Genomic DNA, 22,226 nt, shown 5'->3' with positions numbered 1-22,226 from the left:
CTCCGAAATTGTCGGGCCCCCTCGCTAGTCTTCCCGCGACCGCTCTTAACCCTCTACAACGACGTCGGGATTGCTGTGGCTGACCGCCTCATCGTGCGTGGCGCACGCGAACACAACCTCAAGGACGTCTCGCTGGACCTGCCGCGAGACTCTCTGATCGTTTTCACTGGCCTGTCCGGCTCGGGCAAGTCCAGCCTGGCCTTCGACACCATCTTCGCCGAAGGTCAGCGTCGCTATGTCGAATCACTGTCGGCCTACGCCCGCCAGTTCCTCGGGCAGATGGACAAGCCCGACGTCGACTTCATCGAGGGGCTCTCGCCCGCGGTGTCGATCGACCAGAAGTCGACGAGCCGCAACCCGCGTTCGACGGTCGGCACGATCACCGAGGTCTACGACTACCTCCGGCTGCTCTGGGCGCGCATCGGCAAGCCGCACTGCCCCCGGTGCGGCCGGACGATCGCCCGGCAGAGCCCGGAGCAGATCGTCGACCGCGTGATGGAGCTCGACGAGGGGACCCGCTTCCAGGTCCTCGCCCCGGTGATCCGCGGACGCAAGGGCGAATACGCCGAGCTCTTCAGCCAGCTTCAGGTCAAGGGCTTCGCCCGGGCCCGTGTCGACGGCACGGTGGTCCGGCTGGACGAGCCGCCGACGCTGAAGAAGCAGGAGAAGCACGACATCGAGGTGATCGTCGACCGGCTGGCGGTGAAGGAGAGCGCGCGCAGCCGCCTCACCGGCTCCGTGGAGACCGCCCTGCAGCTTTCGGGCGGCACGATCACGCTGGAGTTCGTCGACCTCCCCGAGGACGACCCCAACCGCGAGCGCTTCTACTCCGAGCACCTCTACTGCCCCTACGACGACCTGTCGTTCGAGGAGCTGGAGCCCCGTTCGTTCTCCTTCAACTCGCCCTTCGGCGCCTGTCCCGAGTGCACCGGTCTCGGGGTGCGGATGGAGGTCGACCCCGACCTGGTCGTGCCCGACCCGGACAAGACCCTGGGCGAGGGCGCGATCTCCCCGTGGGCCGGCGGGCACACCAGCGACTACTTCATCCGCCTCGTCGAGGCGCTCGGCCTCGCGATGGGCTTCAAGCTCACCACCCCGTGGGAGAAGCTGCCGAAGAAGGCGCACAACGCCCTGCTGCACGGCTACGACGAGCAGGTCCACGTCCGCTACAGCAACCGCTACGGCCGCGAACGCTCCTACTACACCACCTTCGAGGGGGCCATCCCCTGGGTGCAGCGCCGCCACGCCGAGGCCGAGAGCGACGGCATGCGGGAGAAATACGAAGGCTACATGCGGGAGATCCCGTGCCCGGCCTGCAAGGGGGCCAGGCTCAAGCCGGTCTCGCTGGCCGTCACGGTGGAGGACCGCTCGATCGCCGAGGTCTCGGCGATGTCGATCGGCGACTGCGCGAAGTTCCTGGCCGGGCTCAGGCTGTCGGACCGGGACATGCAGATCGCCGAGCGGGTCGTCAAGGAGATCAACGCCCGGATGGGCTTCCTGCTGGACGTGGGTCTCGACTACCTGACCATGGACCGCGCCTCGGGCACCCTCGCCGGCGGCGAGGCCCAGCGCATCCGGCTGGCCACCCAGATCGGCTCGGGCCTGGTCGGGGTGCTCTACGTGCTCGACGAGCCGTCCATCGGCCTGCACCAGCGTGACAACCAGCGGCTGCTGGAGACCCTGATCCGGCTGCGGGACATGGGCAACACCCTCATCGTGGTCGAGCACGACGAGGACACCATCGCCGCCGCCGACTGGGTGGTGGACATCGGCCCCGGCGCCGGTGAGCACGGCGGCCAGGTCGTCGTCTCCGGCACGGTCGCCGACCTGCTGGCCTCCGAGGGCTCGCTGACCGGCGCCTACCTGTCCGGGCGCAGGAGCATCGCCATCCCCGCCAAACGCCGCAAGCGTGACCGCAAGCGGCAGATCACGGTGAAGGGCGCCCGCGAGCACAACCTCAAGGGCGTGGACGTGGAGTTCCCCCTCGGGGTGTTCACCGCGGTCACCGGCGTCTCGGGGTCGGGCAAGTCCACGCTGGTCAACGACATCCTCTACAACGCCCTGGCCAAGGAGCTGAACGGCGCGCGCACCGTCCCCGGCCGTCACTCGCGGGTCAACGGCATGGACCTCGTCGACAAGGTCGTGCACGTGGACCAGTCGCCGATCGGCCGCACCCCCCGCTCGAACCCGGCGACCTACACCGGTGTCTTCGACAAGGTGCGCGACCTGTTCGCGCAGACCACCGAGGCCAAGGTCCGCGGCTACCAGAAGGGCCGGTTCAGCTTCAACGTCAAGGGCGGCCGCTGCGAGGCCTGCTCGGGCGACGGCACCATCAAGATCGAGATGAACTTCCTGCCGGACGTCTACGTGCCGTGTGAGATCTGTCACGGGGCGCGATACAACCGGGAGACGCTGGAGGTCCACTACAAGGGCAAGACGATCTCCGAGGTGCTCGACATGCCGATCGAGGAGGCCCTCGGCTTCTTCGACGCGATCCCGTCCATCAAGCGCTACCTCCAGACGCTGAACGACGTCGGCCTGGGCTACGTCCGGCTGGGCCAGCCGGCCACGACCCTTTCGGGCGGTGAGGCCCAGCGCGTCAAGCTCGCCTCCGAGCTGCAGCGCCGCTCCACCGGACGGACGATCTACGTGCTGGACGAGCCGACCACCGGCCTGCACTTCGAGGACATCCGGCGGCTGCTGGGCGTGCTCGGCAAGCTGGTGGACGGCGGCAACACGGTCATCGTCATCGAGCACAACCTCGACGTGATCAAGACCGCCGACTGGCTGATCGACATGGGGCCCGAGGGCGGCTCCAGGGGCGGCACCGTGCTCGCCACCGGCACGCCCGAGGAGGTCGCCCTGGTCGACGAGAGCCACACCGGCCGCTTCCTGCGCAAGATCCTCGGCACCTGAGGCCGGATGGAGGACCGGGCCCCCGCCTCAATACCCTTTAGGCGGGAGCCCGGTATGCGGGGGACGTTGCGAGAAGGGCCACGATGAGCAGCAGTGAAGGTTCCGCCATGCCCACGCGCAGACATGTGATCGGCGCCACGGCGGCCGTGGCGTGCGGGGCGGCGCTCACCGGTTGTGCCGCGGACGCGGGCGGACCCGGTCCGGGCATCGTGCCGCCGGGCGTCAAGGGGAAGGTCATCGCCCAGACCGCCGACATACCGGTGGGCGGCGGCAAGGTCATCAGCAAGTGGAAGATCGTGATCACCCAGCCCACCGCCGGGGTGTTCAAGGCGTTCACCGCGAGCTGCCCGCACAAGGGCTGCGCGGTCGGCCGGGTGGCCGACGGCGTCATCCGCTGCCCCTGCCACGGCAGTGAGTTCGCCGCCGACTCCGGCAAGTGCCTCAAGGGTCCGGCGGAGGCCCCGCTGGTGGAGTTCGCGCTGAAGGTCGACGGCGACGGCATCGTGATGATCTGAGCCCTCCAGCCCAGGACGCGCCGAAAGTGGAATCCTTCACAGTTCTCTGACGCCGGGTACGGCATGCTGGACCGGCATCGGGGCCGGCCGTACCCGAGGACGAGGATCTTGGAGGGTGACTCATGACTGACACGACACGTCGCGCGGTGATGCTGGGGGCGGGAGGCGCCGGGATGGCGGCGGTGCTGACCGCGTGCGCGGGTTACGGCGGACCGGCCGCCGACGGCGCGGCGCCGGCGTCGCCGGCGGCCCCGGTCGACGCGGAGGCGGGGGCGGGGGCGCTGGCAAAGGCCGCTGACATCCCCCAGGGCGGCGGCAAGGTCTTCAAGGACCAGAAGGTGGTGGTGACCCAGCCCACCGCCGGGCAGTTCAAGGCCTTCACCTCCGTCTGCACCCACCAGGGGTGTGACGTCGAGAGCGTCTCGGGCGGCACGATCAACTGCCCGTGCCACGGCAGCAAGTTCAAGATCGAGGACGGCTCCGTCGCCGGCGGCCCGGCCAAGAAGCCGCTGGCCGAGAAGGCGATCAAGGTCGAGGGCGACTCCATCACCCTCGCCTGAGCGAGGTCCGCGGCGCCGGCGCCGACGCCGGGAGAGCGGCGCCGGCGCCGCGGACATCCCGCGAAGCGGGGGCGGGTAGGGGTTCCGGCGAAGGGATCCTGTCGGTGAAGGCCGATAGGCTTCCGGTGTGGCGAGATCTGTGGTTGGTCCGGCGAGTTTCCGGCCGAGTCCGGGGTCGATCCCCGAATCCCCCGGCGTCTACCGGTTCAGAGACGCCGACGGCCGGGTCATCTACGTGGGCAAGGCCAAGAGCCTGCGCCAGCGGCTGAACTCCTACTTCGCCGACTTCGCCGGGCTCCATCCGCGCACCCAGACCATGCTCACGACCGCCGTCGACGTCGACTGGACGGTCGTCGGCACCGAGGTCGAGGCGCTCCAGCTCGAATACTCCTGGATCAAGGAGTACGACCCGCGGTTCAACGTCAAATACCGCGACGACAAGTCCTATCCCTACCTCGCGGTCACCATGGGCGAGGAGTTCCCCCGGGTCCAGGTGATGCGCGGGGCCAAGCGCAAGGGCACCCGTTACTTCGGGCCCTACTCCCACGCCTGGGCGATCCGGGAGACGGTCGACCTGCTGCTGCGGGTGTTCCCGATCAGGAGCTGCTCGGCGGGGGTGTTCCGGCGCGCCGGGCAGATCGGCCGGCCCTGCCTGCTGGGCTACATCGACAAGTGCTCGGCGCCCTGCGTCGCCAGGGTCACCGCCGAGGAGCACCGGACGCTGGCCGAGGACTTCTGCGACTTCATGGCCGGCAACACCGGCCGCTTCACCAAGCGGCTGGAGCGCGAGATGCGTCAGGCGGCCGCCGAGCAGGAATACGAGCGGGCCGCCCGGCTCCGCGACGACATCCAGGCGCTGCTGCGGGCGATGGAGAAGCAGGCCGTGGTGCTGGGGGAGGGCACCGACTGCGACGTGATCGCGCTGGCGGAGGATCCGCTGGAGGCGGCGGTGCAGGTGTTCTACGTCCGCGGCGGACGCATCAGGGGGCAGCGCGGCTGGGTGGTCGACAAGGTCGAGGAGGCCGGGCCCGGCGAGCTGGTCGAGCAGTTCCTGCTGCAGATGTACGGCGAGGCGACCCCCGAGGCGCTGCCCAGGGAGGTGCTGGTGCCCGCCCTCCCCCCTGACGTGGAGGCGGTCACCGAGCTGCTCGGCGAGCACCGTAAGGCCCGGGTGGAGATCCGCATCCCGCAGCGCGGAGACAAGAAGGCGCTGATGGAGACCGTCGAGCGCAACGCCCTGGAGGCTCTGAAGCAGCACAAGCTCAAGCGGGCCAGCGACCTGACCACCCGGAGCAGGGCGCTGCAGGAGGTCGCCGACGCGCTCGACCTGGACCAGGCGCCGCTACGCATCGAGTGCTATGACGTCTCCCACACCCAGGGCACCAACGTGGTGGCCTCCATGGTGGTGTTCGAGGACGGCCTGGCCCGCAAGAGCGAATACCGCAGGTTCGCCGTCCGCTCCACCGAGGGCGACGTCGCCTCGATCCACGAGGTGATCTCGCGCCGGTTCAAGCGCTATCTGGAGGAGCGTTCGGCCACCGGGGAGCTCGACGCCGAGGCCGCCTCCGAGGCCGACGCCGCCCCCGGATCCGACGCCGCCTTCGGATCCGACGCCGACCCCGGCGCCGGATCGCCCATCGACCCGGAGACCGGCCGGCCGCGCAAGTTCGCCTACCCGCCCAACCTGGTCGTCGTGGACGGCGGCCCGGCCCAGGCGGCGGCAGCCCGGCGCGCGCTGGACGAGCTGGGCGTGGACGACGTGGCGGTCTGCGGGCTGGCCAAGCGGCTGGAGGAGGTCTGGCTGCCGGGTGAGGACCTGCCGGTGATCCTTCCCCGGTCGAGTGAGGCCCTTTACCTCCTGCAGCGCGTGCGCGACGAGGCCCACAGATTCGCCATCGCCTACCATCGTTCGAAGCGGTCGAAGAGCGTCAAGGAAAGCGCCCTGGACGAGGTCCCCGGGCTCGGCCCGGCCCGCAGACAGGCCCTGATCAAGCATTTCGGATCGGTGAAACGGCTGCGGGAGGCCACCGCGGCCCAGATCTGCGAGATTCCCGGGATCGGCCCCGCCACGGCCGAGACGATCGTTTCGGCCTTGAAGGGGGAGAACCCATGAACAACGGAAGAGAACCCGCGTTCGTCATCGTCACCGGCATGTCGGGGGCGGGACGGAGCACCGCGGCCAAGGCCCTGGAGGACCTCGGCTGGTTCGTCATCGACAACCTGCCGCCCGGCCTGCTGTTCGCCATGGCGGAGGAGGCCGGGCGGGTCAAGCTGGCCGCCGACAAGGTGGCCGCGGTCGTCGACGTGCGCAGCCTGGCCTTCACCACCGACCTCAACGCCGCCATCGAGGAGCTGGACGGCCGCGGCGTCGCCGTCCGGGTGGTGTTCCTGGAGGCCAGCGACGAGGAGCTGGTCCGCAGGTTCGAGAACGTCCGCCGCCCGCACCCGCTTCAGGGAGAGGGCCGGCTGGTCGACGGGATCGCCCGCGAGCGGGGCATCCTGCGCGAGGTCCGGGCAAACGCCGACCTGGTCATCGACACCTCCAACCTCAACGTCCACGAGCTCCGCGGCAAGATCGTCGCCTTCTTCGGCGGCGAGGACCGGCCCGGCCTGCGGGTCAACGTGGTCTCCTTCGGCTACAAGTACGGCCTGCCCGTCGACGCCGACCTGGTCGTCGACTGCCGCTTCCTGCCCAATCCCCACTGGGTTCCGGAACTGCGCCCGATGAACGGGCTGGACACCCCCGTCCGGGAGTATGTTCTCAACCAGCCGGGGGCGAAGGAGCTCCTGGACGCCTACGACGAGGTGGTCGGCATCATCGCGGCCGGTTACACCCGCGAGGGCAAGAGCTATGCCACGCTCGCCGTCGGCTGCACCGGCGGCAAGCACCGCAGCGTCGCGATGGCCGAGCAGATCGGCGGCCGGCTGCGGGACCGGGGTGGCATGGAGGTGCAGGTAAGTCATCGGGATGTGGGCCGGGAGTGATCGAAGGTCTCAAGGTCGTCGCGCTGGGTGGAGGGCATGGCCTGTACGCGTCGCTGTCGGCGCTGCGCAGGGTCACCTCCAGGCTGACGGCGGTGGTCACCGTGGCCGACGACGGGGGGTCGAGCGGCCGGCTCCGCCGGGAGCTCGGCGTGCTGCCCCCGGGAGATCTGCGGATGGCGCTGGCCGCGCTCTGCGGTGACGACGAGTGGGGGCGGACCTGGAGCGAGGTCGTCCAGCACCGTTTCCGGAGTGAGGGCGACCTGCACGGCCACGCGATCGGCAACCTGCTGATCGTGGCGCTGTGGGAGAGGCTCGGCGACACGGTCGCCGGCCTCGACTGGGTCGGCAGGCTGCTCGGCGCGCACGGGCGGGTGCTGCCCATGTCCTCGGTGCCGCTCGACATCGCCGCGGAGGTGGAGCTGGACGGCCAGGTGAGCACCGTGCACGGCCAGGTGGCCTGCGCGCTCACCCCCGGCCGGGTCCAGGCCATCTCGCTGGTCCCGGAGGATCCGCCGGCCTGCCCCGAGGCGGTCCAGGCGGTCCTGGACGCCGACTGGGTGGTCTTCGGCCCCGGCTCGTGGTTCACCAGCGTGCTGCCCCACCTCAAGGTGCCCGAGCTGGCCCAGGCCCTGCACTCCACCCGGGCGCGCCGCCTGGTCGCCCTGAACCTCGCGCCGCAGCCCGGGGAGACCGACGGTTTCTCCCCCCAGAAGCATCTGGAGGTGCTGCGCCAGCACGCCCCCGCCCTGGAGATCGACGTGGTGCTCGCCGACACCGGGGTGGCCGAGGACGGGGAGGAGCTGGCCAAGGCGGCGGCCGAGCTCGGCGGCCGGCTCGTCCTGGCGGCCGTGGCGGACGAGGACGGCTCGCCGCGGCACGATGCGCAACGTCTTGCCTCCGTCCTGGACGAGATTTTCCGTGAGAAGCGTTGATCCTGGTCAGCGGTGCTCAGGAGTGCGAGAAACTTCTGTGAGCCTGGTTTTATCGGGTCGCATGAGGTCTGTATGGGGGAGGACGAACGCACATGGCGATGACAGGTGTGGTCAAGGACGAGCTGAGCAGGCTGCCGGTCCTGAAGCCTTGCTGCCGTAAGGCCGAGGTGTCGACGCTCCTGCGGTTCGCGAGCGGACTGCACCTGGTGGGCGGGCGGATCGTGATCGAGGCGGAGCTCGACACCAACGTCACGGCCAGGCGGCTCATCAAGGACATCGGCGAGGTGTTCGGCCACAAGGCGGAAGTGCTCGTCCTGGCCCCCGCGGGGCTGCGCAAGGGCTCCCGTTACGTGGTGCGGGTCTACCGCGACGGGGAGGCCCTGGCCCGCCAGACCGGGTTGATCGACAACCACGGCCGCCCGGTCCGCGGCCTGCCGCGCCAGGTCGTCGCGGGGGCGACCTGCGACGCCGAGGCCGCCTGGCGGGGAGCCTTCCTGGCACACGGCTCGCTGACCGAGCCGGGCCGTTCCATGTCGCTGGAGGTCACCTGCCCGGGGCCGGAGGCGGCGCTCGCGCTGGTCGGCTCCGCCCGGCGGCTGAAGATCCACGCCAAGGCCCGCGAGGTCCGGGGCGTGGACCGGGTCGTGGTCCGCGACGGTGACGCGATCAGCGCGCTGCTGACCCGGCTGGGCGCCCACGACAGCGTGCTGGCCTGGGAGGAGCGGCGGATGCGCCGCGAGGTGCGGGCGACGGCCAACCGCCTGGCCAACTTCGACGACGCCAACCTGCGCCGCTCGGCCCGTGCCGCGGTCGCCGCCGGGGCCCGGGTACAGCGCGCCCTGGAGATCCTCGGCGAGGAGGCCCCGGAGCACCTGGTGATCGCCGGCCGCCTGAGGGTCGAGCACAAGCAGGCCTCCCTGGAGGAGCTCGGCCAGCTCGCCGACCCGCCGCTGACCAAGGACGCCATCGCCGGCCGCATCCGGCGCCTGCTCGCCATGGCCGACAAGCGCGCCCAGGACATCGGCATCCCCAACACCGAGGCGAACCTCACGGTGGACATGCTGGCGCCGTAGACGCCCCTTGGCGTACGGAAGGAGCCAGCCCCCGCCGATCCGGTGCCCGGCCCCTACCACGTGGCCTGCCGCCTGTCCGGCGCGGCCCGCGGCCGGTGGCCGGCCGATCCGGACGGCAGGACGGCGCTGTTCACCGCGGTGGGACGCCGGATGGTCCGGGTCGGCGCGACGGCGCCGGGCCGCCAGGTGACCCCTGACGCGGGGAGCGGACCGTGCCCGGCCGGCGCCGAGCAGCCCGTCGGCCCCGGGCCGTCGAGGAGGTGCCGAGCACCCCGCAGACCCCGGCCGTCGAGGAGGTGTCGAGCACCCCGCAGACCCCGGCCGTCGAGGAGATGACGTCACCGGCCGGCCGGACCGCTGCGCGCGGTGGGGCCGCCGGGCCCGGCCCGGCACCGGGACGAGGCCGTCCCCGGGGCTGCGGATCGGCCGCATGACGGCTGGTCCTGAGGGTATTGCGGGTATCTACAGTGACGAGTCGGGCACTTCGCTTGAACGGCACGATACCTACCCATGGGTTAACGGAGAACAGACCCACCCCGCCAGTGGTCTACACCAATTTGGGTCCGATAGGGTTCGTGGTTGAGGTTTCAGCCCGCCCCAAGTCGCCGGTCCGGTGGATCGGCGCACCGACGTACGAGGAGATCGGCACCGTGACCATCCGCGTAGGCGTCAACGGATTCGGCCGCATCGGTCGCAACTTCTGGCGTGCGGTCGCTGCCAGCGGCAAGGACATCGAGATCGTTGCGGTCAACGACCTGACCGACAACGCCACGCTCGCCCACCTGCTCAAGTACGACAGCATCCTCGGCCGCCTGCCGTACGAGGTGAAGAGCACCGCCGACGAGATCGTCGTCGACGGCAAGTCGATCAAGGCGTTCGCCGAGCGCGACCCCGCCAAGCTGCCCTGGGGCGACCTCGGGGTGGACGTCGTGGTGGAGTCCACCGGCTTCTTCACCGACGCCAACAAGGCCCGGGTGCACGCCGACAACGGCGCCAAGAAGGTCATCATCTCGGCCCCGGCCAAGAACGAAGACGTCACCATCGTGATGGGCGTCAACCACGACAAGTACGACCCGGCCAACCACACGATCATCTCCAACGCGTCGTGCACCACCAACTGCCTGGCTCCGATGGCCAAGGTCCTCAACGACACCTTCGGTATCGAGAAGGGTCTGATGACCACCATCCACGCCTACACGCAGGACCAGAACCTGCAGGACGGCCCGCACGGCGACCTGCGCCGCGCCCGCGCCGCCGCGCTGAACATCGTGCCGACCTCGACCGGCGCCGCCAAGGCGATCGGCCTGGTGCTGCCCGAGCTCAAGGGCAAGCTCGACGGGTTCGCGCTGCGCGTGCCGATCCCCACCGGCTCGGCCACCGACCTGACCGTGGAGGTCGGCCGTGAGACCACCGTCGAGGAGGTCAACGCCGCGATGAAGGCCGCCGCCGAGGGCGACCTCAAGGGCTTCCTGACCTACACCGAGGACCCGATCGTCTCCAGCGACATCGTCACCGACCCGTCCTCCTGCATCTTCGACGCGGGCCTGACCAAGGTGATCGGCAACCAGGTCAAGGTCGTCGGCTGGTACGACAACGAGTGGGGCTACTCCAACCGCCTCGGCGACCTCATCGAGCTGGTCGGCACCGGCCTCTGATGAAGGACCTGTCTGAGTTCGACGTGAAGGGTCGGCGCGTCCTCGTCCGCGCCGACCTCAACGTCCCCCTCGACGGGGACGTCATCACCGACGACGGCCGCATCCGCGCCTCGGTGCCGACGATCCAGGAGCTCGTCGGCAAGGGCGCGCGCGTGATCGTCTGCGCCCACCTGGGGCGCCCCAAGGGGACGGCGGATCCGAAATACTCGCTGGCCCCGGTGGCCAGGCGGCTGGGTGAGCTGCTGGGCTCCGAGGTCGCCCACGCCACCGACGTGGTCGGGGAGTCGGCGCAGGGCGTCGTGGCGGCGCTCCAGGACGGCCAGGTGGCCCTGCTGGAGAACCTGCGCTTCGAGCCGGGCGAGGAGTCCAAGGACGACGGGCAGCGGGCGGCCTTCGCCGAGAAGCTGGCCGCGCTGGCGGAGATCTACGTCGGTGACGGCTTCGGCGCCGTGCACCGCAAGCACGCCAGCGTCTACGACGTCCCGCTGCTGCTGCCGCACGCGGCGGGCAGGCTGGTCGTGGCCGAGGTCGAGGTGCTCAGGAAGCTGACCGACGAACCGGTCCGGCCCTACGCCGTGGTGCTGGGCGGAGCCAAGGTCTCCGACAAGCTCGGGGTCATCGGCAACCTGCTCACCAAGGTCGACAGGCTGATCATCGGCGGTGGCATGGCCTACACCTTCCTGGCCGCCCAGGGCTACGAGGTGGGCCGCTCGCTGCTCCAGCGCGACCAGCTCGACCAGGTCCGCGAGTTCCTCAACGAGGCGTCCAAGCGCGGTGTGGAGCTCGTCCTGCCGGTCGACGTGCTGGCGGCCGTGGACTTCGCCGAGGACGCCGAGTACGAGGTGGTCGACGCCACCGCGATCCCGGCCGACCGGCAGGGGCTCGACATCGGCCCGCGCAGCCGCGAGCTGTTCGCGGCCGAGCTGGCCGACGCCGCGACCGTGTTCTGGAACGGCCCGATGGGCGTCTTCGAGTTCGAGGCGTTCTCCGGCGGAACCCGGGCCGTCGCCGAGGCGTTGATCGGGTCGGAGGCGTTCACCGTCGTCGGCGGCGGTGACTCGGCCGCGGCCGTGCGCAAGCTCGGCCTCCCCGAGGACGGGTTCTCGCACATCTCCACCGGTGGCGGCGCCAGCCTCGAATACCTGGAAGGCAAGACCCTGCCCGGACTCGTCGCGCTGGAGGCCTAGGAGTGGACCGACGCAGTGAGCATCGTGCCGTCCCGGGGCGCCCCGGGACGGCGGGGGCGGGCCGTCCGACGAGCGAGCGAGGATCGAGGAGCGACAGGTGACCACGGCGCGCAGGCCGCTCATGGCCGGTAACTGGAAGATGAACCTCAACCACCTGGAGGCCATCGCCCACACCCAGAAGCTGGCGTTCGCACTGAACGACAAGGACTTCGACAGGGTCGACGTGGCGGTGCTGCCGCCGTTCACCGATCTGCGCAGCGTGCAGACGCTCGTGGACGGCGACAAGCTGCGGATCGTGTACGGCGGGCAGGACCTGTCGCGGCACGACGGCGGCGCCTACACCGGAGACGTCTCCGGGGCGATGCTCGCCAAGCTCGGCTGCACCTTCGTCCTGGTCGGGCACTCCGAGCGGCGCCAGTACCACCACGAGGACGACGACCTGGTCAACGCCAAGGTGCTGGCGGCCTACCGGCACTCGCTCACGCCGATCCTGTGCGTGGGGGAGGGCCTGCCGGTCCGTCAGGCCGGCGGTCAGGTGGCCCACAGCGTCTCGCAGCTCGACGGGGCGCTGCGTACGGTCACCGCCGAGCAGGCCAGGTCCGTCGTGGTGGCCTACGAACCGGTCTGGGCGATCGGCACCGGGGAGGTGGCCACCCCGGCCGACGCGCAGGAGGTCTGCTCGGCGCTGCGTGCCCGACTCGCCGAGCTGTATGACGGTGAGGTGGCCGCCGCGGTCCGTATCCTTTACGGGGGCTCGGTCAAGTCTGACAACATCGCCGGCATCATGGAGCAGCCCGATGTCGACGGTGCCCTGGTCGGCGGCGCCAGCCTCGATCCGGGGGAGTTCGTCAAGCTCTGCCGCTTCGGCGAGATGTCCGTCTGAGTAGGCTGTTCGGAGGGTACGACTTGACAGCACGTCGTACCCTCTTAGAGCAAGTTTGAATCGTCACGCCACAGGCGTCATACAAGGGGCGCGCCCCGGACGCGGGCCGCGCGTAAACAGGGAACAGGTCAACGGTGACAATCGGAATCTCCATCGCCCTCATTCTGGCGAGCATGCTGATGGTACTGCTTGTGCTGCTTCACAAGGGCAAGGGCGGTGGCCTGTCGGATCTGTTCGGTGGCGGGTTCTCGTCGTCGTTCGGAGGCTCCTCGGTCGTGGAGCGCAACCTTGACCGCCTCACCATCATCACCGGGGTGGTCTGGTTCGTCTGCATCATCGCGCTGGGCCTGCTCCTTAAGCCCTGACCCTGAAGGCCCTGACCTGGCTTTCGCGAAGCGTGACAGTGGTTCAGCCCCCCGCATCCAACCGAGCGGCGGGGCCATCGAGCGAGGAGTTCATCCGTGGGTAGTGGCAACGCGATCCGTGGCAGCCGTGTCGGCGCGGGCCCGATGGGGGAGGCGGAGCGGGGCGAGGCGGCTCCCCGTGTGAGGGTCCCGTTCTGGTGCGCCAACATGCATGAGACGCGTCCCAGCTTCGCCAGCGACGCGGCCGTGCCGGAGTTCTGGGACTGCCCCCGATGTGGTCTCCCGGCCGGTCAGGACGAGGCCAACCCGCCCGCGCCGCCGCGTAACGAGCCTTACAAGACGCACCTCGCCTATGTGAAGGAGCGTCGCAGCGACAAGGACGGCGCCCAGATCCTGGCTGAGGCTCTGGAGCGCCTGCGCTCCTCCTCGCGCCCGATCTACTAGGCACCGCCCGCCGAAGGCCCCCGTGGAACTTCTCCACGGGGGCCTTCGGCATGTCCGCGCGGGGGACGCGGGCCCGCCCGCCACACGGACGCGCCGCCGTGCGGAGCGGACCGTCACAGGGGCATGCCGTCGTTGTGCGGAGCGGACCGTCACAGGGACACGCCACCGCCGCGCGGAGCGGACATCACGCGGGCACGCCGCCGTGCGGGGCCGGCACCTCCTCGCCGGGGGAGCCGCGGCGGCGAGGAGGTGCCGGTCAGCCGGCCGCCTGCCGTACGGCGTAGCCGCCGACGGAGGGCTCCAGCAGTTCGAAGACACGGCGGGCCGATCCGGCGACGGCTGTGGCGATCTCCTCGTTGCTCAGGCCGTCGAGGGTGCGGCGCTGGACCTCGGTGAAGAGCACGCGGTGGGCGCCGCCGAGCTGGGTGGCCACCGCGCGCGGGGTGATGTCGTGCGGTCCGGCCCCCGTCTCGGCGGCCAGGATCTCGGTCAGGGCGTCCTCGCGCTGGTCGTGCAGATCGCGGATGCGGGCCACCAGAGTCGGACTGTCGGCGATCATGCGGGCGAACTGGACGCCGGAGAAGCCGATGACGGGGTCGTGGCGCTCCACCGCCGCGAGGAACGCCCCGGCGAGCGCGGCGAGGGCCGACTGGCCGGGCTCTCGGCTCGCGACCGTACGGGCGGGACCGGCGACGAACTCCTCGTGGTGGTCGAGGGCCAGATCCTCCTTGCGCGGGAAGTAGTTGGTCACGGTCATCTTGGCCACCCTGGCCGCCGCCGCGACGTCGGCGATGGTCGTCCTGTCGAACCCGCGCTCGATGAAAAGCCGTGTGGCCTGGTCCGAGATGGCCTGGCGGGTCTCGCGCTTCTTCAGCTCCCGCAGACCCAGTGTCTCTGTGCTCATGCCCCCCACCCTCTCATAGGTTCGACATTTTTTTAGGTCGGACCTGATTTTATGTTGACACTCACCTCGGTTGGACCTAAATTTATGTCCGTCACAAGATCTACGGACGGAGAACGTGTGAACATCCAGCCGCTCGCCCCCTCCCACTCCCCGGCCGCCGGTCCCGCCACGGTCAGGCTCGACGGCCTCGACCTCGGGGCTGCCCGTGGTCCCCTGGCCCAGGGGCCCGGGCCGTACCGGCCGCGCCGTCGCGAGCGCGACGAGGCGCGCTCCACCGGCAGGACGGTCCCCTCCCGCCGCCCCCTCCAGCAGACGCGGCGCACCTACTGAGCCAAGCCCCCGCCGCCCCCTCGTTCCCCCACGGAGAGGTATCCGCTTTGTCTCTCAGCTCCACCCTCACCCGGTCCGATGACAGAGCTCTGGCCACCACGGCGGCCGGCACGGGCGCCGGCGCCGACCCGGTCCGCGCCTATCTCAAGCAGATCGGCACGATCCCCCTGCTCTCCGCCGAGCAGGAGGTCGAGCTGGCCCGGCGCGTCGAGGCGGGCCTGTTCGCCCAGGAGCGCCTCGACGCCGGGCGGCTCCCCGCAGATCTGAGGGCCGAGCTGGAGCACATCGCCGAGGACGGCCGCCGCGCCAAGGACCGCTTCCTGGAGGCCAACCTGCGGCTGGTGGTCTCGATCGCCAAACGCTACGCCGGACGCGGGATGTCCCTGCTGGACCTGATCCAGGAGGGCAACCTGGGTCTGATCCGCACGGTGGAGAAGTTCGACCACAGGCTGGGGTTCAAGTTCTCCACCTACGCCACCTGGTGGATCAAGCAGGCGATCACCCGGGCCATGGCCGACCAGGCGCGGACCATCCGCGTCCCGGTCCACATGGTCGAAATGATCAACAAGGTGGCCCGGGCGCGGCAGCGGCTCCTGCGCGACCTGGGCCGCGAGCCGGCCGCGGAGGAGCTGGCGGCCGAGCTCGGCCTGACTCCGGAGAAGGTCGCCGAGATCCAGGGATACGGCCGCGAGCCGATCTCCCTGCACACGCCGTTCGGTGACGAGGGCGACGGCGAGCTCGGCGACCTGATCGAGGACGCCGGGGCCGTCACCCCGGAGGCGGCGGCCGCCTTCACCCTGCTCCAGGAGCAGGTGCGCGCCCTGCTCGGCACGTTGGCCGGGCGCGAGGCGGACGTGATCTCCATGCGGTTCGGGCTGGCCGACGGCAGGCCCCGGACCCTGGACGAGATCGGCAGGGCCCACGGTGTCAGCCGCGAGCGGATCCGCCAGATCGAGGCCAAGGCCATGTCCAAACTCCGTCACCCCTCCAGGTCGGAGCCCCTGCGTGACTACCTGGACTGAGAAAGGCCCGGCGGGGCGCCGGGGCCGCTCATCCAGGCCGCCGCCGCATACCGGGTAGGCTGGACGGACCCGTCCACCCCGGGACCCCTGACACCGGTCGTCTCGGCGCCGCTGACGGCGCGGCGGGAGACCGGCGCCGGCGGTCCGGGCGGGCCGGTCGTCCAGCGCTCCGCGCCCCCGCTGTCCGCCGGAAATTGGATCTTCCCGCGACTCCGGGTAGCGTGCCCGGGGCCGTCGAGCGTTTCGGCGCGGCCACGTCGCACGGATGATCGCAATGCTGGAAGGACACGCACGCATGAACGCCGGAGACCACCGCCCCCTGCGGATGCTCGTCACGGGAGGGGGGACCGGCGGGCACACCTATCCCGCGCTGACCACCGTCGCGGCCGTCCGCGAGCAGGCCGCCGCCCGCGGGCTCGATCTCGACGTGCTCTGGGTGGGCACCGCCACCGGCCTGGAGGCCCGCATCGCCGTCGAGCACGGCATCCCGTTCCAGGCGATCAAGGCGGGCAAGCTGCGGCGCTCGCCCAGCCCGCGCGAGCTGCTCACCAACCTCGCCGACATGTTCCGGATCCCGGTCGGGGTCATGCAGGCCTTCGGCGTCGCCGCCCGCTACCGCCCCGACGTGGTGCTGTCCACCGGAGGGTATGTGTGCGTGCCGCTGGGGGTCGCCTCCCGGATGCTCGGCCGCCCGCTGGTGATGCACGAGCAGATCACCGCGCTCGGCCTGGCCAACCGCATCCTGGCGCGGTTCGCCACCCGGATCGCGCTCACCCACCCGTCGTCGGTCGAGCACCTGCCCGCCCCGGCGCGCGAGCGGGCCGTGGTCACCGGCAACCCCGTCCGGCCCCACCTGCTGAACGGCAACGCCCCCTCCGGCCGGTGGCATTTCCGCTTCTCGCCCGAGCTGCCCCTCGTCTACGTCACCGGCGGCGCCCAGGGGAGCCGGCAGATCAACACCATGGTCGAGGCGGTCCTGCCCGCGCTGCTCACCCGGGCGCAGGTGCTCCACCAGTGCGGTCCCGGCTGGATCGACCAGTTCACGCGGACCGCGGCCGGCCTGCCCGCCGAGCTCGCCGGGCGTTACCAGCCGGTGCCCTACGTCGGCGACGAGCTGGCCCACGTGTACGCCGCCGCCGACATCGTGGTCTCCCGCAGCGGCGCGGGCACCATCGCCGAGCTGACCGCCGTCGGCAAGCCGTCCGTGCTGATCCCCCTGGTCCCGTCGGCGGGCGACGAGCAGCGCCAGAACGCCCGCTACCTGGTCGAGGCGGGGGCGGCCCGGGCGCTGCTGGAGACCGGTCCCGACGCCGGCCGGCTCCTGGCCGAGCTCGACGCCCTGCTCGCCGACCCGCAGGCCCGCGTCACCATGGCCAAGGCCGCCAGATCGCTCGGCCGTCTCGACGCCGCCGCCGCCCTGGCCCAGCTGATCCTCCACGAGGCGGACGCCAACGGTCTCGGATGAGCCGTTCCCGCTCCGTGCGGTCCCCGGCTCGCCGTGCCCTCCCTAGGCGGGCGCCGCGAGCCGGTCCCGCAGGTGGTCCCGCAGCACCACGGCGTTGTTGTGCTCGGTGTCCTTCGCCGCGTAGAGGAGTGTCAGCGGCCCCCGGCGGGCGGCCTCCAGCAGCGGGCGCAGGGCGTCCGGGTTGTGGTCCAGCTCCTGCCGGTAACGGAGGCGGAACTCCTCGAAGCGCTCCGGTCGATGCCCGAACCAGCGGCGCAGCTCCGCCGAGGGGGCGAGGTCGCGGGCCCACCCGTCGAGCTTGAGATCCTCCTTGCGGACGCCGCGCGGCCACATCCCGTCGATGAGGAACGTCGCCCCCTCGCCCGGTCCCGTGTCGTACACCCGCCTGATCACGATGTCCCCCATCTTCGGTGCCTACCCCGGCAGGGGGCGCCGAAGCGGGCGCGTCATGGGACGGCGTGTCCCGTGTGCTCGGGGTCGGGGCGGCGGATGGGGGTGAACAGGGCGGTCACCGCGATCAGCAGGCAGCCGGCGCCGGCGAGCGGGTAGATCGTGGTGGCGCCGTAGCGGCTCACTCCCCAGGTGAGGACGGCCGCGCCCACCGGGCCCAGGGAGAAGTGGATGGTCCAGAACGCCGAGGTGACGCGGCCCAGCAGGTGGTCCGGGGTGACCTGCTGCCGCAGTGACATCGAGCAGATCCCGGCCACGCTGACGCCGCCGAGGTAGACGGCCATCAGGGCGGCGATCACCGGGACGCTGCCGGACACGCCGACACCCACCACGGCGAGCCCGGAAACCGCCAGGGCACCGATCCACGACGCGCCGAAACCCAGCCTGCGGCGGATGGGCGCCACGATCAGCGAACCGGCGACCGTGCCCACCGCCGCGACCGCGAGGACCGTGCCGACGGTGCCGTCGGACTGGCCGAGATCGTGCTTGAGACGGTAGATCAGGACGTCGGTCAGGCCGAGCGTCAGGAAGATGAAGAAGGACAGCAGGACGGTCAGGGCGCGCAGCACCGGATGGCCCCAGAGGAAGCGGACCCCGGCCAGCAGCTCCCGCCAGGGCCGCTGGCGCGGCGGCGCGGGCGCGGCGCCCCCGTTCCGGGAGAACCGGAGGCAGTAGATGCCCACCGCCGACACCGCGAAGCTCGCCGCGTTGATGGCGATCGCCGCGGTCGGGCCGTACTGCCCCGAGACCACGCCGGCGAGCAGGGGGCCGCCGATCCCGGCCGCGGCGGAGGTCGCGTAGAGCCGGCCGTTGGCCTCGGTGATGCGCTCGCCGGGGACGAGGTCGCGCACCGCGGTCACGTAGGTGACCTGGAAGACCATCCCGACGGCCTCGGCCACCGGCAGCACCACGTACAGCAGCCAGACCTGCGGGCCGAACGCCCAGACCAGCGGGACGAGTCCGTACAGCACCGTCCGGGCGAGATCACAGAAGATCATCAGGGTCCGCCGGTCGAGGCGGTCCACCAGGACCCCCGCGAAGATCCCGGCGCAGACCGACGCCGCACCGGCCACGCCCGTCAGCAGGCCCATCTGCGCGACCGACCCGGTCACGTGCAGCACCAGCAGCGGGACGGCGATGTAGGCGAAGGAGTCTCCCGCGACGGAGAGCGTCTGGGAGGCCCAGAAGACGCCGAAGTCGCGGTCGCGCCAGAGCGATCGGGCGGGACGGCGGCCGGTTCCCTCTGTCTGTGTCACGGGGCGACTATCGCCCATCTCCGGCGATGGTCAAAGCCGTTTTCCCGCCCCCCGGGCGCTCGGCCGCCGGCGGGCGGGTGGCGGAGCGCACGGGGGCTCACCGGGAGCGGCCGGTCAGCGCCGGTAGACCTGTTCCCCGCCGACGAAGGTCATCGCCACCTTGGTCCGCCAGATGTCGGCGGCCGGTTCGGTGAACGGGTCGCGGTCCAGCACCACCAGGTCGGCGCGGTTGCCCGGGGTGATGGTCCCCGCGTCGTCGTCGCGGTTGATCCATGCCGAGCCGGCGGTGTAGGCGGTCAGCGCGGTGGCCAGGTCCAGGCTCTGGCCGGGCAGGAACGGCGTCTGCGCCGTCGGGTAGCCGGCGTGCACCGAGCCGCCCGGCTCGGTGCGGTTGACCGCCACGTGCATCCCCTGGATCGGGTCGGCGTCGGAGACCGGCCAGTCGCTGCCCGCGCAGAACCGGGTGCCCGCCTTCAGCAGGTCGGCGAACGGATACTGCCAGGCCGAGCGCTCGTCGCCCAGGAACGGGATCGTCAGCTCGTCCATCTGGGCGTGGTGGGTGGCCCACAGCGGCTGCAGGTTGGCCGTCACGCCGAGGGCGGCGAAGCGCGGCACGTCGGACGGCTCGATGATCTGCAGGTGCGCGATGTGGTGCCGGTTGGCCGGGTCGGTCCCCTCGAAGCTGTCCAGCGCCTCGCGCACGGCGCGCTCGCCGATCGCGTGGAAGTGCACCTGGAAGCCGTGCCGGTCCAGTTCGGCGACGTAGCCCTTCAGCAGCGCGGGGTCCACGTACGACAGGCCGGTGCCGCCGCAGCGGCAGTAGGGCTCGATCACCGCGGCGGTGAAGTTCTCGGCGATCCCGTCCTGCATGATCTTCACCGAGGTGGCGCGGAAGCGTTCGAGGCCCTCGGTCGACCGGCGGCGCTCGATGAGCTCGGGGATCTGCTCGGCGCCGCGCGTGCGGTCCCACCAGAGCGCGCCCACGACGCGGGCCTTCAACCGCCCGGAGGCCGCCGCCGCGATGTAGGTGGGCAGCTGGTCGTCGGAGCCCGCGTAGGAGCCGACGATGGCGTCCTGCCAGCCGGTGATGCCCCGGGAGAACAGGTGGGCCTGGGCCGAGAGCAGCGCCTCGGACAGGTCCCGCGCCGTGGGGCGCGGGGTGAGCAGGCCCACCAGGTCCATCGCGCCCTCGTGCAGCACGCCGCTCGGCGTGCCGTCCGCGTCGCGCTCGATCCGGCCGTCGGCCGGGTCGGGGGTGTCGCGGGTGATCCCGGCCAGCTCCAGCGCCCGGGTGTTGACCCAGGCGGCGTGGTGGTCGCGCTGGATCAGATAGACCGGGCGGTCGACGAAGTCGAGCTGGGAGCGGTGCGGCAGGCCGCCCGGGAAGGCGGCCATGTCCCAGCCGCCGCCGTCGATCCACGCGTGGCCGGGGTTGGCCCCGGCGTAGGCGGCGATCCGCTCCAGATACTCCGGCAGGCCGTAGACCTCGGCCAGGTCGCACTTGGCCCGCTCCAGCCCGGCCTGGACCGGGTGTATGTGGGAGTCGGTGAAGCCGGGGGTCAGCAGGCCGCCGCCGAGGTCGACGGTCTCGTGGCCGGGGGCCGCCCGCCGTACGACGTCGGCCTCCGTGCCCACCGCGGCGATCCGGCCGTCGCGGACCAGCACCGCCTCGGCGAAGGCGTCGGCGGCCAGGAAGGCCCGTCCGCCGCGGAACAGGACGTCGCTCACTCGGTCACCGTCGAGACGCGGGGAAAGGCGTTGGGCAGGCAGATCATGACTCTCCTTAACGTCCGGTGATGGAGTCGGCGACGCTCGCCAGGACGGAGGTCCGGCCGAGCCCGGCCTTCTCCCTCGCGTCGGCTCGCCGGTACAGGTCGTACATGGCGTGCACGCCGATCCACCGCAGTGGTTCCACCTCCCAGCCTCGCACCTTGCGGTCCACCCAGGGCAGCGCGGTCAGCTCCGTGTCCTCGCGCAGGATCAGGTCGCGCAGGGTGCGGCCGGCCAGGTTGGCGGTGGTCACCCCGTGGCCGGTGTAGCCGCCCGCCCAGCCGACGCCGGTGGCCCGGTCGAGGTGCACGGTGGCGCACCAGTCGCGCGGCACGCCCAGCACCCCGGACCAGGCGTGCGCCACCCTGGAGGCCTTCACCGCGGGGAACATGCCGGTCAGCAGCTCCCACAGCGCCTCGACGGTCCACTCGTGGGTGCGGCCCCGGTCGTCCACACGGGAGCCGTACAGGTAGGGCTTGCCGCGCCCGCCGAAGGCGATCCGGCCGTCGGCGGTGCGCTGGGCGTACATGTAGTAGTGCGCCATGTCGCCGAGCAGCTCGCAGCCCTCCCAGCCGATCGCGTCCCACAGCTCGCCCAGCGGCTCGGTGACGATCATCGAGCTGTTCATCGGCAGCCAGGTCCGGTGATACTGCTTCAGCTCGGCGGTGAACCCCTCGGTCGCGCGGATGACGTGGTCGGCGCGGACCGTGCCGTACGGCGTGCGGGCCTCGCGGGGGGCGATCTCGGTGACCGGGGTGCGCTCGAAGATCTCCACCCCCAGGTCGCGCACCGCCCGGGCCAGGCCGCGGGCCAGCTTGGCGGGCTGGATCCGGGCGCAGTGCGGGCTCCAGATCGCGCTGAGCGCGCCGTCGACCCGCAGGCGGCTCTCCCGTTCGGCCGGGTCCAGCAGCCGGACGTCCTCCTCGGTCCAGCCCCAGTGGCGCTCGTGGGCGAGCAGCCGGTGCAGCCGCCGGTCCTGGGCGGCGTTGGTGGCGACCGTGGTGACGCCGCCCTTGACGATGTCGGCGTCGATGTTCTCGTCCTTGGCGACCGCGATGACCTCGTCGATCGCCTCGAACATCACCCGCTGGAGCCGCTTGGCCGCGTCCGTGCCGTGCGTGCGGGCGTAGCGTTCCGGGGTGCCCGCGAGCTCGCCCACCAGCCAGCCGCCGTTGCGTCCGGACGCGCCGTAGCCGGCGAACTCCTTCTCCAGCACCACGACCCGCAGGCTCGGGCTGGCCTTCTTCAGGTAGTAGGCGGTCCACAGGCCGGTGTAGCCGGCGCCGACGATCACCACGTCCGCGTCGCGGTCGCCGTCGAGAGGAGCGCCGGCCGTGGGGATGCCGAGGGAGCGGTACCAGAAGGAGACATCTCCATTGACAAAATCCCCGGACAGGGGAACACGCGTGCTCATGGCCACATATCCTTCTATATCCGTCAATTACGCCGCAGCATCCGACGGAAACCGTTGTAGAACCGCGTCATGAGTGATCATCTCTGACGTAACGGCGGGC

19 protein-coding genes and 1 pseudogene are annotated in these 22,226 nt (G+C 71.2%); 15 read left to right on the top strand and 5 right to left on the bottom strand.

What is annotated here, in order from left to right:
* The first annotated feature begins 75 nt into the window (after positions 1 to 75).
* The 12 genes from uvrA to ACZ6R6_RS11285 all read left to right on the top strand — a co-directional run bounded on the left by uvrA (position 76) and on the right by ACZ6R6_RS11285 (position 13,515).
* Positions 76 to 2,916 (top strand): excinuclease ABC subunit UvrA, encoded by a 2,841-nt coding sequence (uvrA, locus tag ACZ6R6_RS11340; protein ID WP_470092301.1) that lies wholly within the window; start codon positions 76 to 78, stop codon positions 2,914 to 2,916.
* 107 nt (positions 2,917 to 3,023) lie between these two features.
* A complete protein-coding gene (locus ACZ6R6_RS11335; RefSeq protein WP_470092299.1) occupies positions 3,024 to 3,431 on the top strand; it encodes a Rieske (2Fe-2S) protein in 408 nt (135 codons plus the stop codon).
* A 122-nt stretch (positions 3,432 to 3,553) separates the two neighbouring features.
* Positions 3,554 to 3,991 carry a Rieske (2Fe-2S) protein gene (locus ACZ6R6_RS11330; protein WP_470092297.1) on the top strand — a complete coding sequence of 146 codons (438 nt, stop codon included), beginning with the start codon at positions 3,554 to 3,556 and terminating at the stop codon, positions 3,989 to 3,991.
* 139 nt (positions 3,992 to 4,130) lie between these two features.
* A complete protein-coding gene (gene uvrC, locus ACZ6R6_RS11325) occupies positions 4,131 to 6,104 on the top strand; it encodes an excinuclease ABC subunit UvrC (RefSeq protein ID WP_470092361.1) in 1,974 nt (657 codons plus the stop codon).
* Complete coding sequence (gene rapZ, locus ACZ6R6_RS11320; protein WP_306868812.1) at positions 6,101 to 6,976, top strand: RNase adapter RapZ; 876 nt, start codon at positions 6,101 to 6,103, stop codon at positions 6,974 to 6,976. Before uvrC ends, rapZ begins: the two co-directional genes overlap by 4 nt.
* The gene (locus tag ACZ6R6_RS11315; RefSeq protein WP_470092295.1) at positions 6,973 to 7,908 is read left to right on the top strand and encodes a gluconeogenesis factor YvcK family protein; all 936 of its coding nucleotides are present in this window, start codon (positions 6,973 to 6,975) and stop codon (positions 7,906 to 7,908) included. The genes rapZ and ACZ6R6_RS11315 overlap by 4 nt, the downstream gene beginning before the upstream one ends.
* A gap of 92 nt (positions 7,909 to 8,000) precedes the next feature.
* Complete coding sequence (whiA, locus tag ACZ6R6_RS11310) at positions 8,001 to 8,981, top strand: DNA-binding protein WhiA (protein WP_012892507.1); 981 nt, start codon at positions 8,001 to 8,003, stop codon at positions 8,979 to 8,981.
* 650 nt (positions 8,982 to 9,631) lie between these two features.
* On the top strand, positions 9,632 to 10,636 hold the full coding sequence (gene gap, locus ACZ6R6_RS11305) for a type I glyceraldehyde-3-phosphate dehydrogenase (protein WP_470092359.1): 1,005 nt from the start codon (positions 9,632 to 9,634) through the stop codon (positions 10,634 to 10,636).
* On the top strand, positions 10,636 to 11,823 hold the full coding sequence (locus ACZ6R6_RS11300) for a phosphoglycerate kinase (protein WP_470092292.1): 1,188 nt from the start codon (positions 10,636 to 10,638) through the stop codon (positions 11,821 to 11,823). The genes gap and ACZ6R6_RS11300 overlap by 1 nt, the downstream gene beginning before the upstream one ends.
* A gap of 121 nt (positions 11,824 to 11,944) precedes the next feature.
* Positions 11,945 to 12,706 carry a triose-phosphate isomerase gene (gene tpiA / locus ACZ6R6_RS11295; protein WP_470092357.1) on the top strand — a complete coding sequence of 254 codons (762 nt, stop codon included), beginning with the start codon at positions 11,945 to 11,947 and terminating at the stop codon, positions 12,704 to 12,706.
* Between the two features lie 134 nt (positions 12,707 to 12,840).
* On the top strand, positions 12,841 to 13,071 hold the full coding sequence (gene secG / locus ACZ6R6_RS11290) for a preprotein translocase subunit SecG (protein WP_306868819.1): 231 nt from the start codon (positions 12,841 to 12,843) through the stop codon (positions 13,069 to 13,071).
* 96 nt (positions 13,072 to 13,167) lie between these two features.
* Positions 13,168 to 13,515: an RNA polymerase-binding protein RbpA gene (locus ACZ6R6_RS11285; protein ID WP_012892502.1), complete on the top strand. Its 348-nt coding sequence runs from the start codon at positions 13,168 to 13,170 to the stop codon at positions 13,513 to 13,515.
* A 256-nt stretch (positions 13,516 to 13,771) separates the two neighbouring features.
* Here ACZ6R6_RS11285 and ACZ6R6_RS11280 read toward each other — a convergent pair whose 3' ends face one another.
* On the bottom strand, positions 13,772 to 14,419 hold the full coding sequence (locus tag ACZ6R6_RS11280) for a TetR/AcrR family transcriptional regulator (protein ID WP_470092289.1): 648 nt from the start codon (positions 14,417 to 14,419) through the stop codon (positions 13,772 to 13,774).
* Between the two features lie 117 nt (positions 14,420 to 14,536).
* Between ACZ6R6_RS11280 and ACZ6R6_RS11275 the strand changes: the two genes are divergently transcribed.
* From ACZ6R6_RS11275 to ACZ6R6_RS11265, 3 genes and pseudogenes are all read left to right on the top strand, one after another.
* Positions 14,537 to 14,749 carry a hypothetical protein gene (locus ACZ6R6_RS11275; protein ID WP_470092287.1) on the top strand — a complete coding sequence of 71 codons (213 nt, stop codon included), beginning with the start codon at positions 14,537 to 14,539 and terminating at the stop codon, positions 14,747 to 14,749.
* Positions 14,713 to 15,771: pseudogene (locus tag ACZ6R6_RS11270) on the top strand (RNA polymerase sigma factor); the annotation flags it as partial. The gene ACZ6R6_RS11275 and the pseudogene ACZ6R6_RS11270, both read left to right, overlap by 37 nt.
* Before the next feature lie 295 nt (positions 15,772 to 16,066).
* Entirely contained in the window at positions 16,067 to 17,236 is a 1,170-nt protein-coding gene (locus ACZ6R6_RS11265; protein ID WP_470092285.1) for a UDP-N-acetylglucosamine--N-acetylmuramyl-(pentapeptide) pyrophosphoryl-undecaprenol N-acetylglucosamine transferase, read from the top strand.
* Positions 17,237 to 17,278: 42 nt separating this feature from the next.
* Here the strand turns inward: ACZ6R6_RS11265 and ACZ6R6_RS11260 are convergent, their stop codons facing one another.
* The 4 genes from ACZ6R6_RS11260 to ACZ6R6_RS11245 all read right to left on the bottom strand — a co-directional run bounded on the left by ACZ6R6_RS11260 (position 17,279) and on the right by ACZ6R6_RS11245 (position 22,126).
* Complete coding sequence (locus ACZ6R6_RS11260; protein ID WP_470092283.1) at positions 17,279 to 17,641, bottom strand: DUF488 domain-containing protein; 363 nt, start codon at positions 17,639 to 17,641, stop codon at positions 17,279 to 17,281.
* Positions 17,642 to 17,682: 41 nt separating this feature from the next.
* Positions 17,683 to 18,942: an MFS transporter gene (locus ACZ6R6_RS11255; protein WP_470092281.1), complete on the bottom strand. Its 1,260-nt coding sequence runs from the start codon at positions 18,940 to 18,942 to the stop codon at positions 17,683 to 17,685.
* A gap of 114 nt (positions 18,943 to 19,056) precedes the next feature.
* Positions 19,057 to 20,670 (bottom strand): amidohydrolase, encoded by a 1,614-nt coding sequence (locus tag ACZ6R6_RS11250; RefSeq protein WP_470092279.1) that lies wholly within the window; start codon positions 20,668 to 20,670, stop codon positions 19,057 to 19,059.
* Positions 20,671 to 20,725: 55 nt separating this feature from the next.
* Positions 20,726 to 22,126: an NAD(P)/FAD-dependent oxidoreductase gene (locus ACZ6R6_RS11245; protein ID WP_470092277.1), complete on the bottom strand. Its 1,401-nt coding sequence runs from the start codon at positions 22,124 to 22,126 to the stop codon at positions 20,726 to 20,728.
* Positions 22,127 to 22,226 lie beyond the last annotated feature (100 nt).

Source organism: Streptosporangium sp. NPDC048886 (genome assembly GCF_055586905.1).
Note: the sequence above shows the minus strand (reverse complement) of the source record. Positions and strands in the feature narration are given on the sequence as shown.

Coding starts and splice junctions, on each gene's coding strand:
- ACZ6R6_RS11335 (WP_470092299.1), top strand. CDS start 3,024: ATGCCCACGCGCAGACATGTGATCGGCGCCACGGCGGCCGTGGCGTGC.
- rapZ (WP_306868812.1), top strand. CDS start 6,101: ATGAACAACGGAAGAGAACCCGCGTTCGTCATCGTCACCGGCATGTCG.
- whiA (WP_012892507.1), top strand. CDS start 8,001: ATGGCGATGACAGGTGTGGTCAAGGACGAGCTGAGCAGGCTGCCGGTC.
- ACZ6R6_RS11260 (WP_470092283.1), bottom strand. CDS start 17,641: ATGGGGGACATCGTGATCAGGCGGGTGTACGACACGGGACCGGGCGAG.
- ACZ6R6_RS11280 (WP_470092289.1), bottom strand. CDS start 14,419: ATGAGCACAGAGACACTGGGTCTGCGGGAGCTGAAGAAGCGCGAGACC.
- tpiA (WP_470092357.1), top strand. CDS start 11,945: ATGGCCGGTAACTGGAAGATGAACCTCAACCACCTGGAGGCCATCGCC.
- ACZ6R6_RS11330 (WP_470092297.1), top strand. CDS start 3,554: ATGACTGACACGACACGTCGCGCGGTGATGCTGGGGGCGGGAGGCGCC.
- ACZ6R6_RS11300 (WP_470092292.1), top strand. CDS start 10,636: ATGAAGGACCTGTCTGAGTTCGACGTGAAGGGTCGGCGCGTCCTCGTC.
- ACZ6R6_RS11265 (WP_470092285.1), top strand. CDS start 16,067: ATGAACGCCGGAGACCACCGCCCCCTGCGGATGCTCGTCACGGGAGGG.
- ACZ6R6_RS11245 (WP_470092277.1), bottom strand. CDS start 22,126: ATGAGCACGCGTGTTCCCCTGTCCGGGGATTTTGTCAATGGAGATGTC.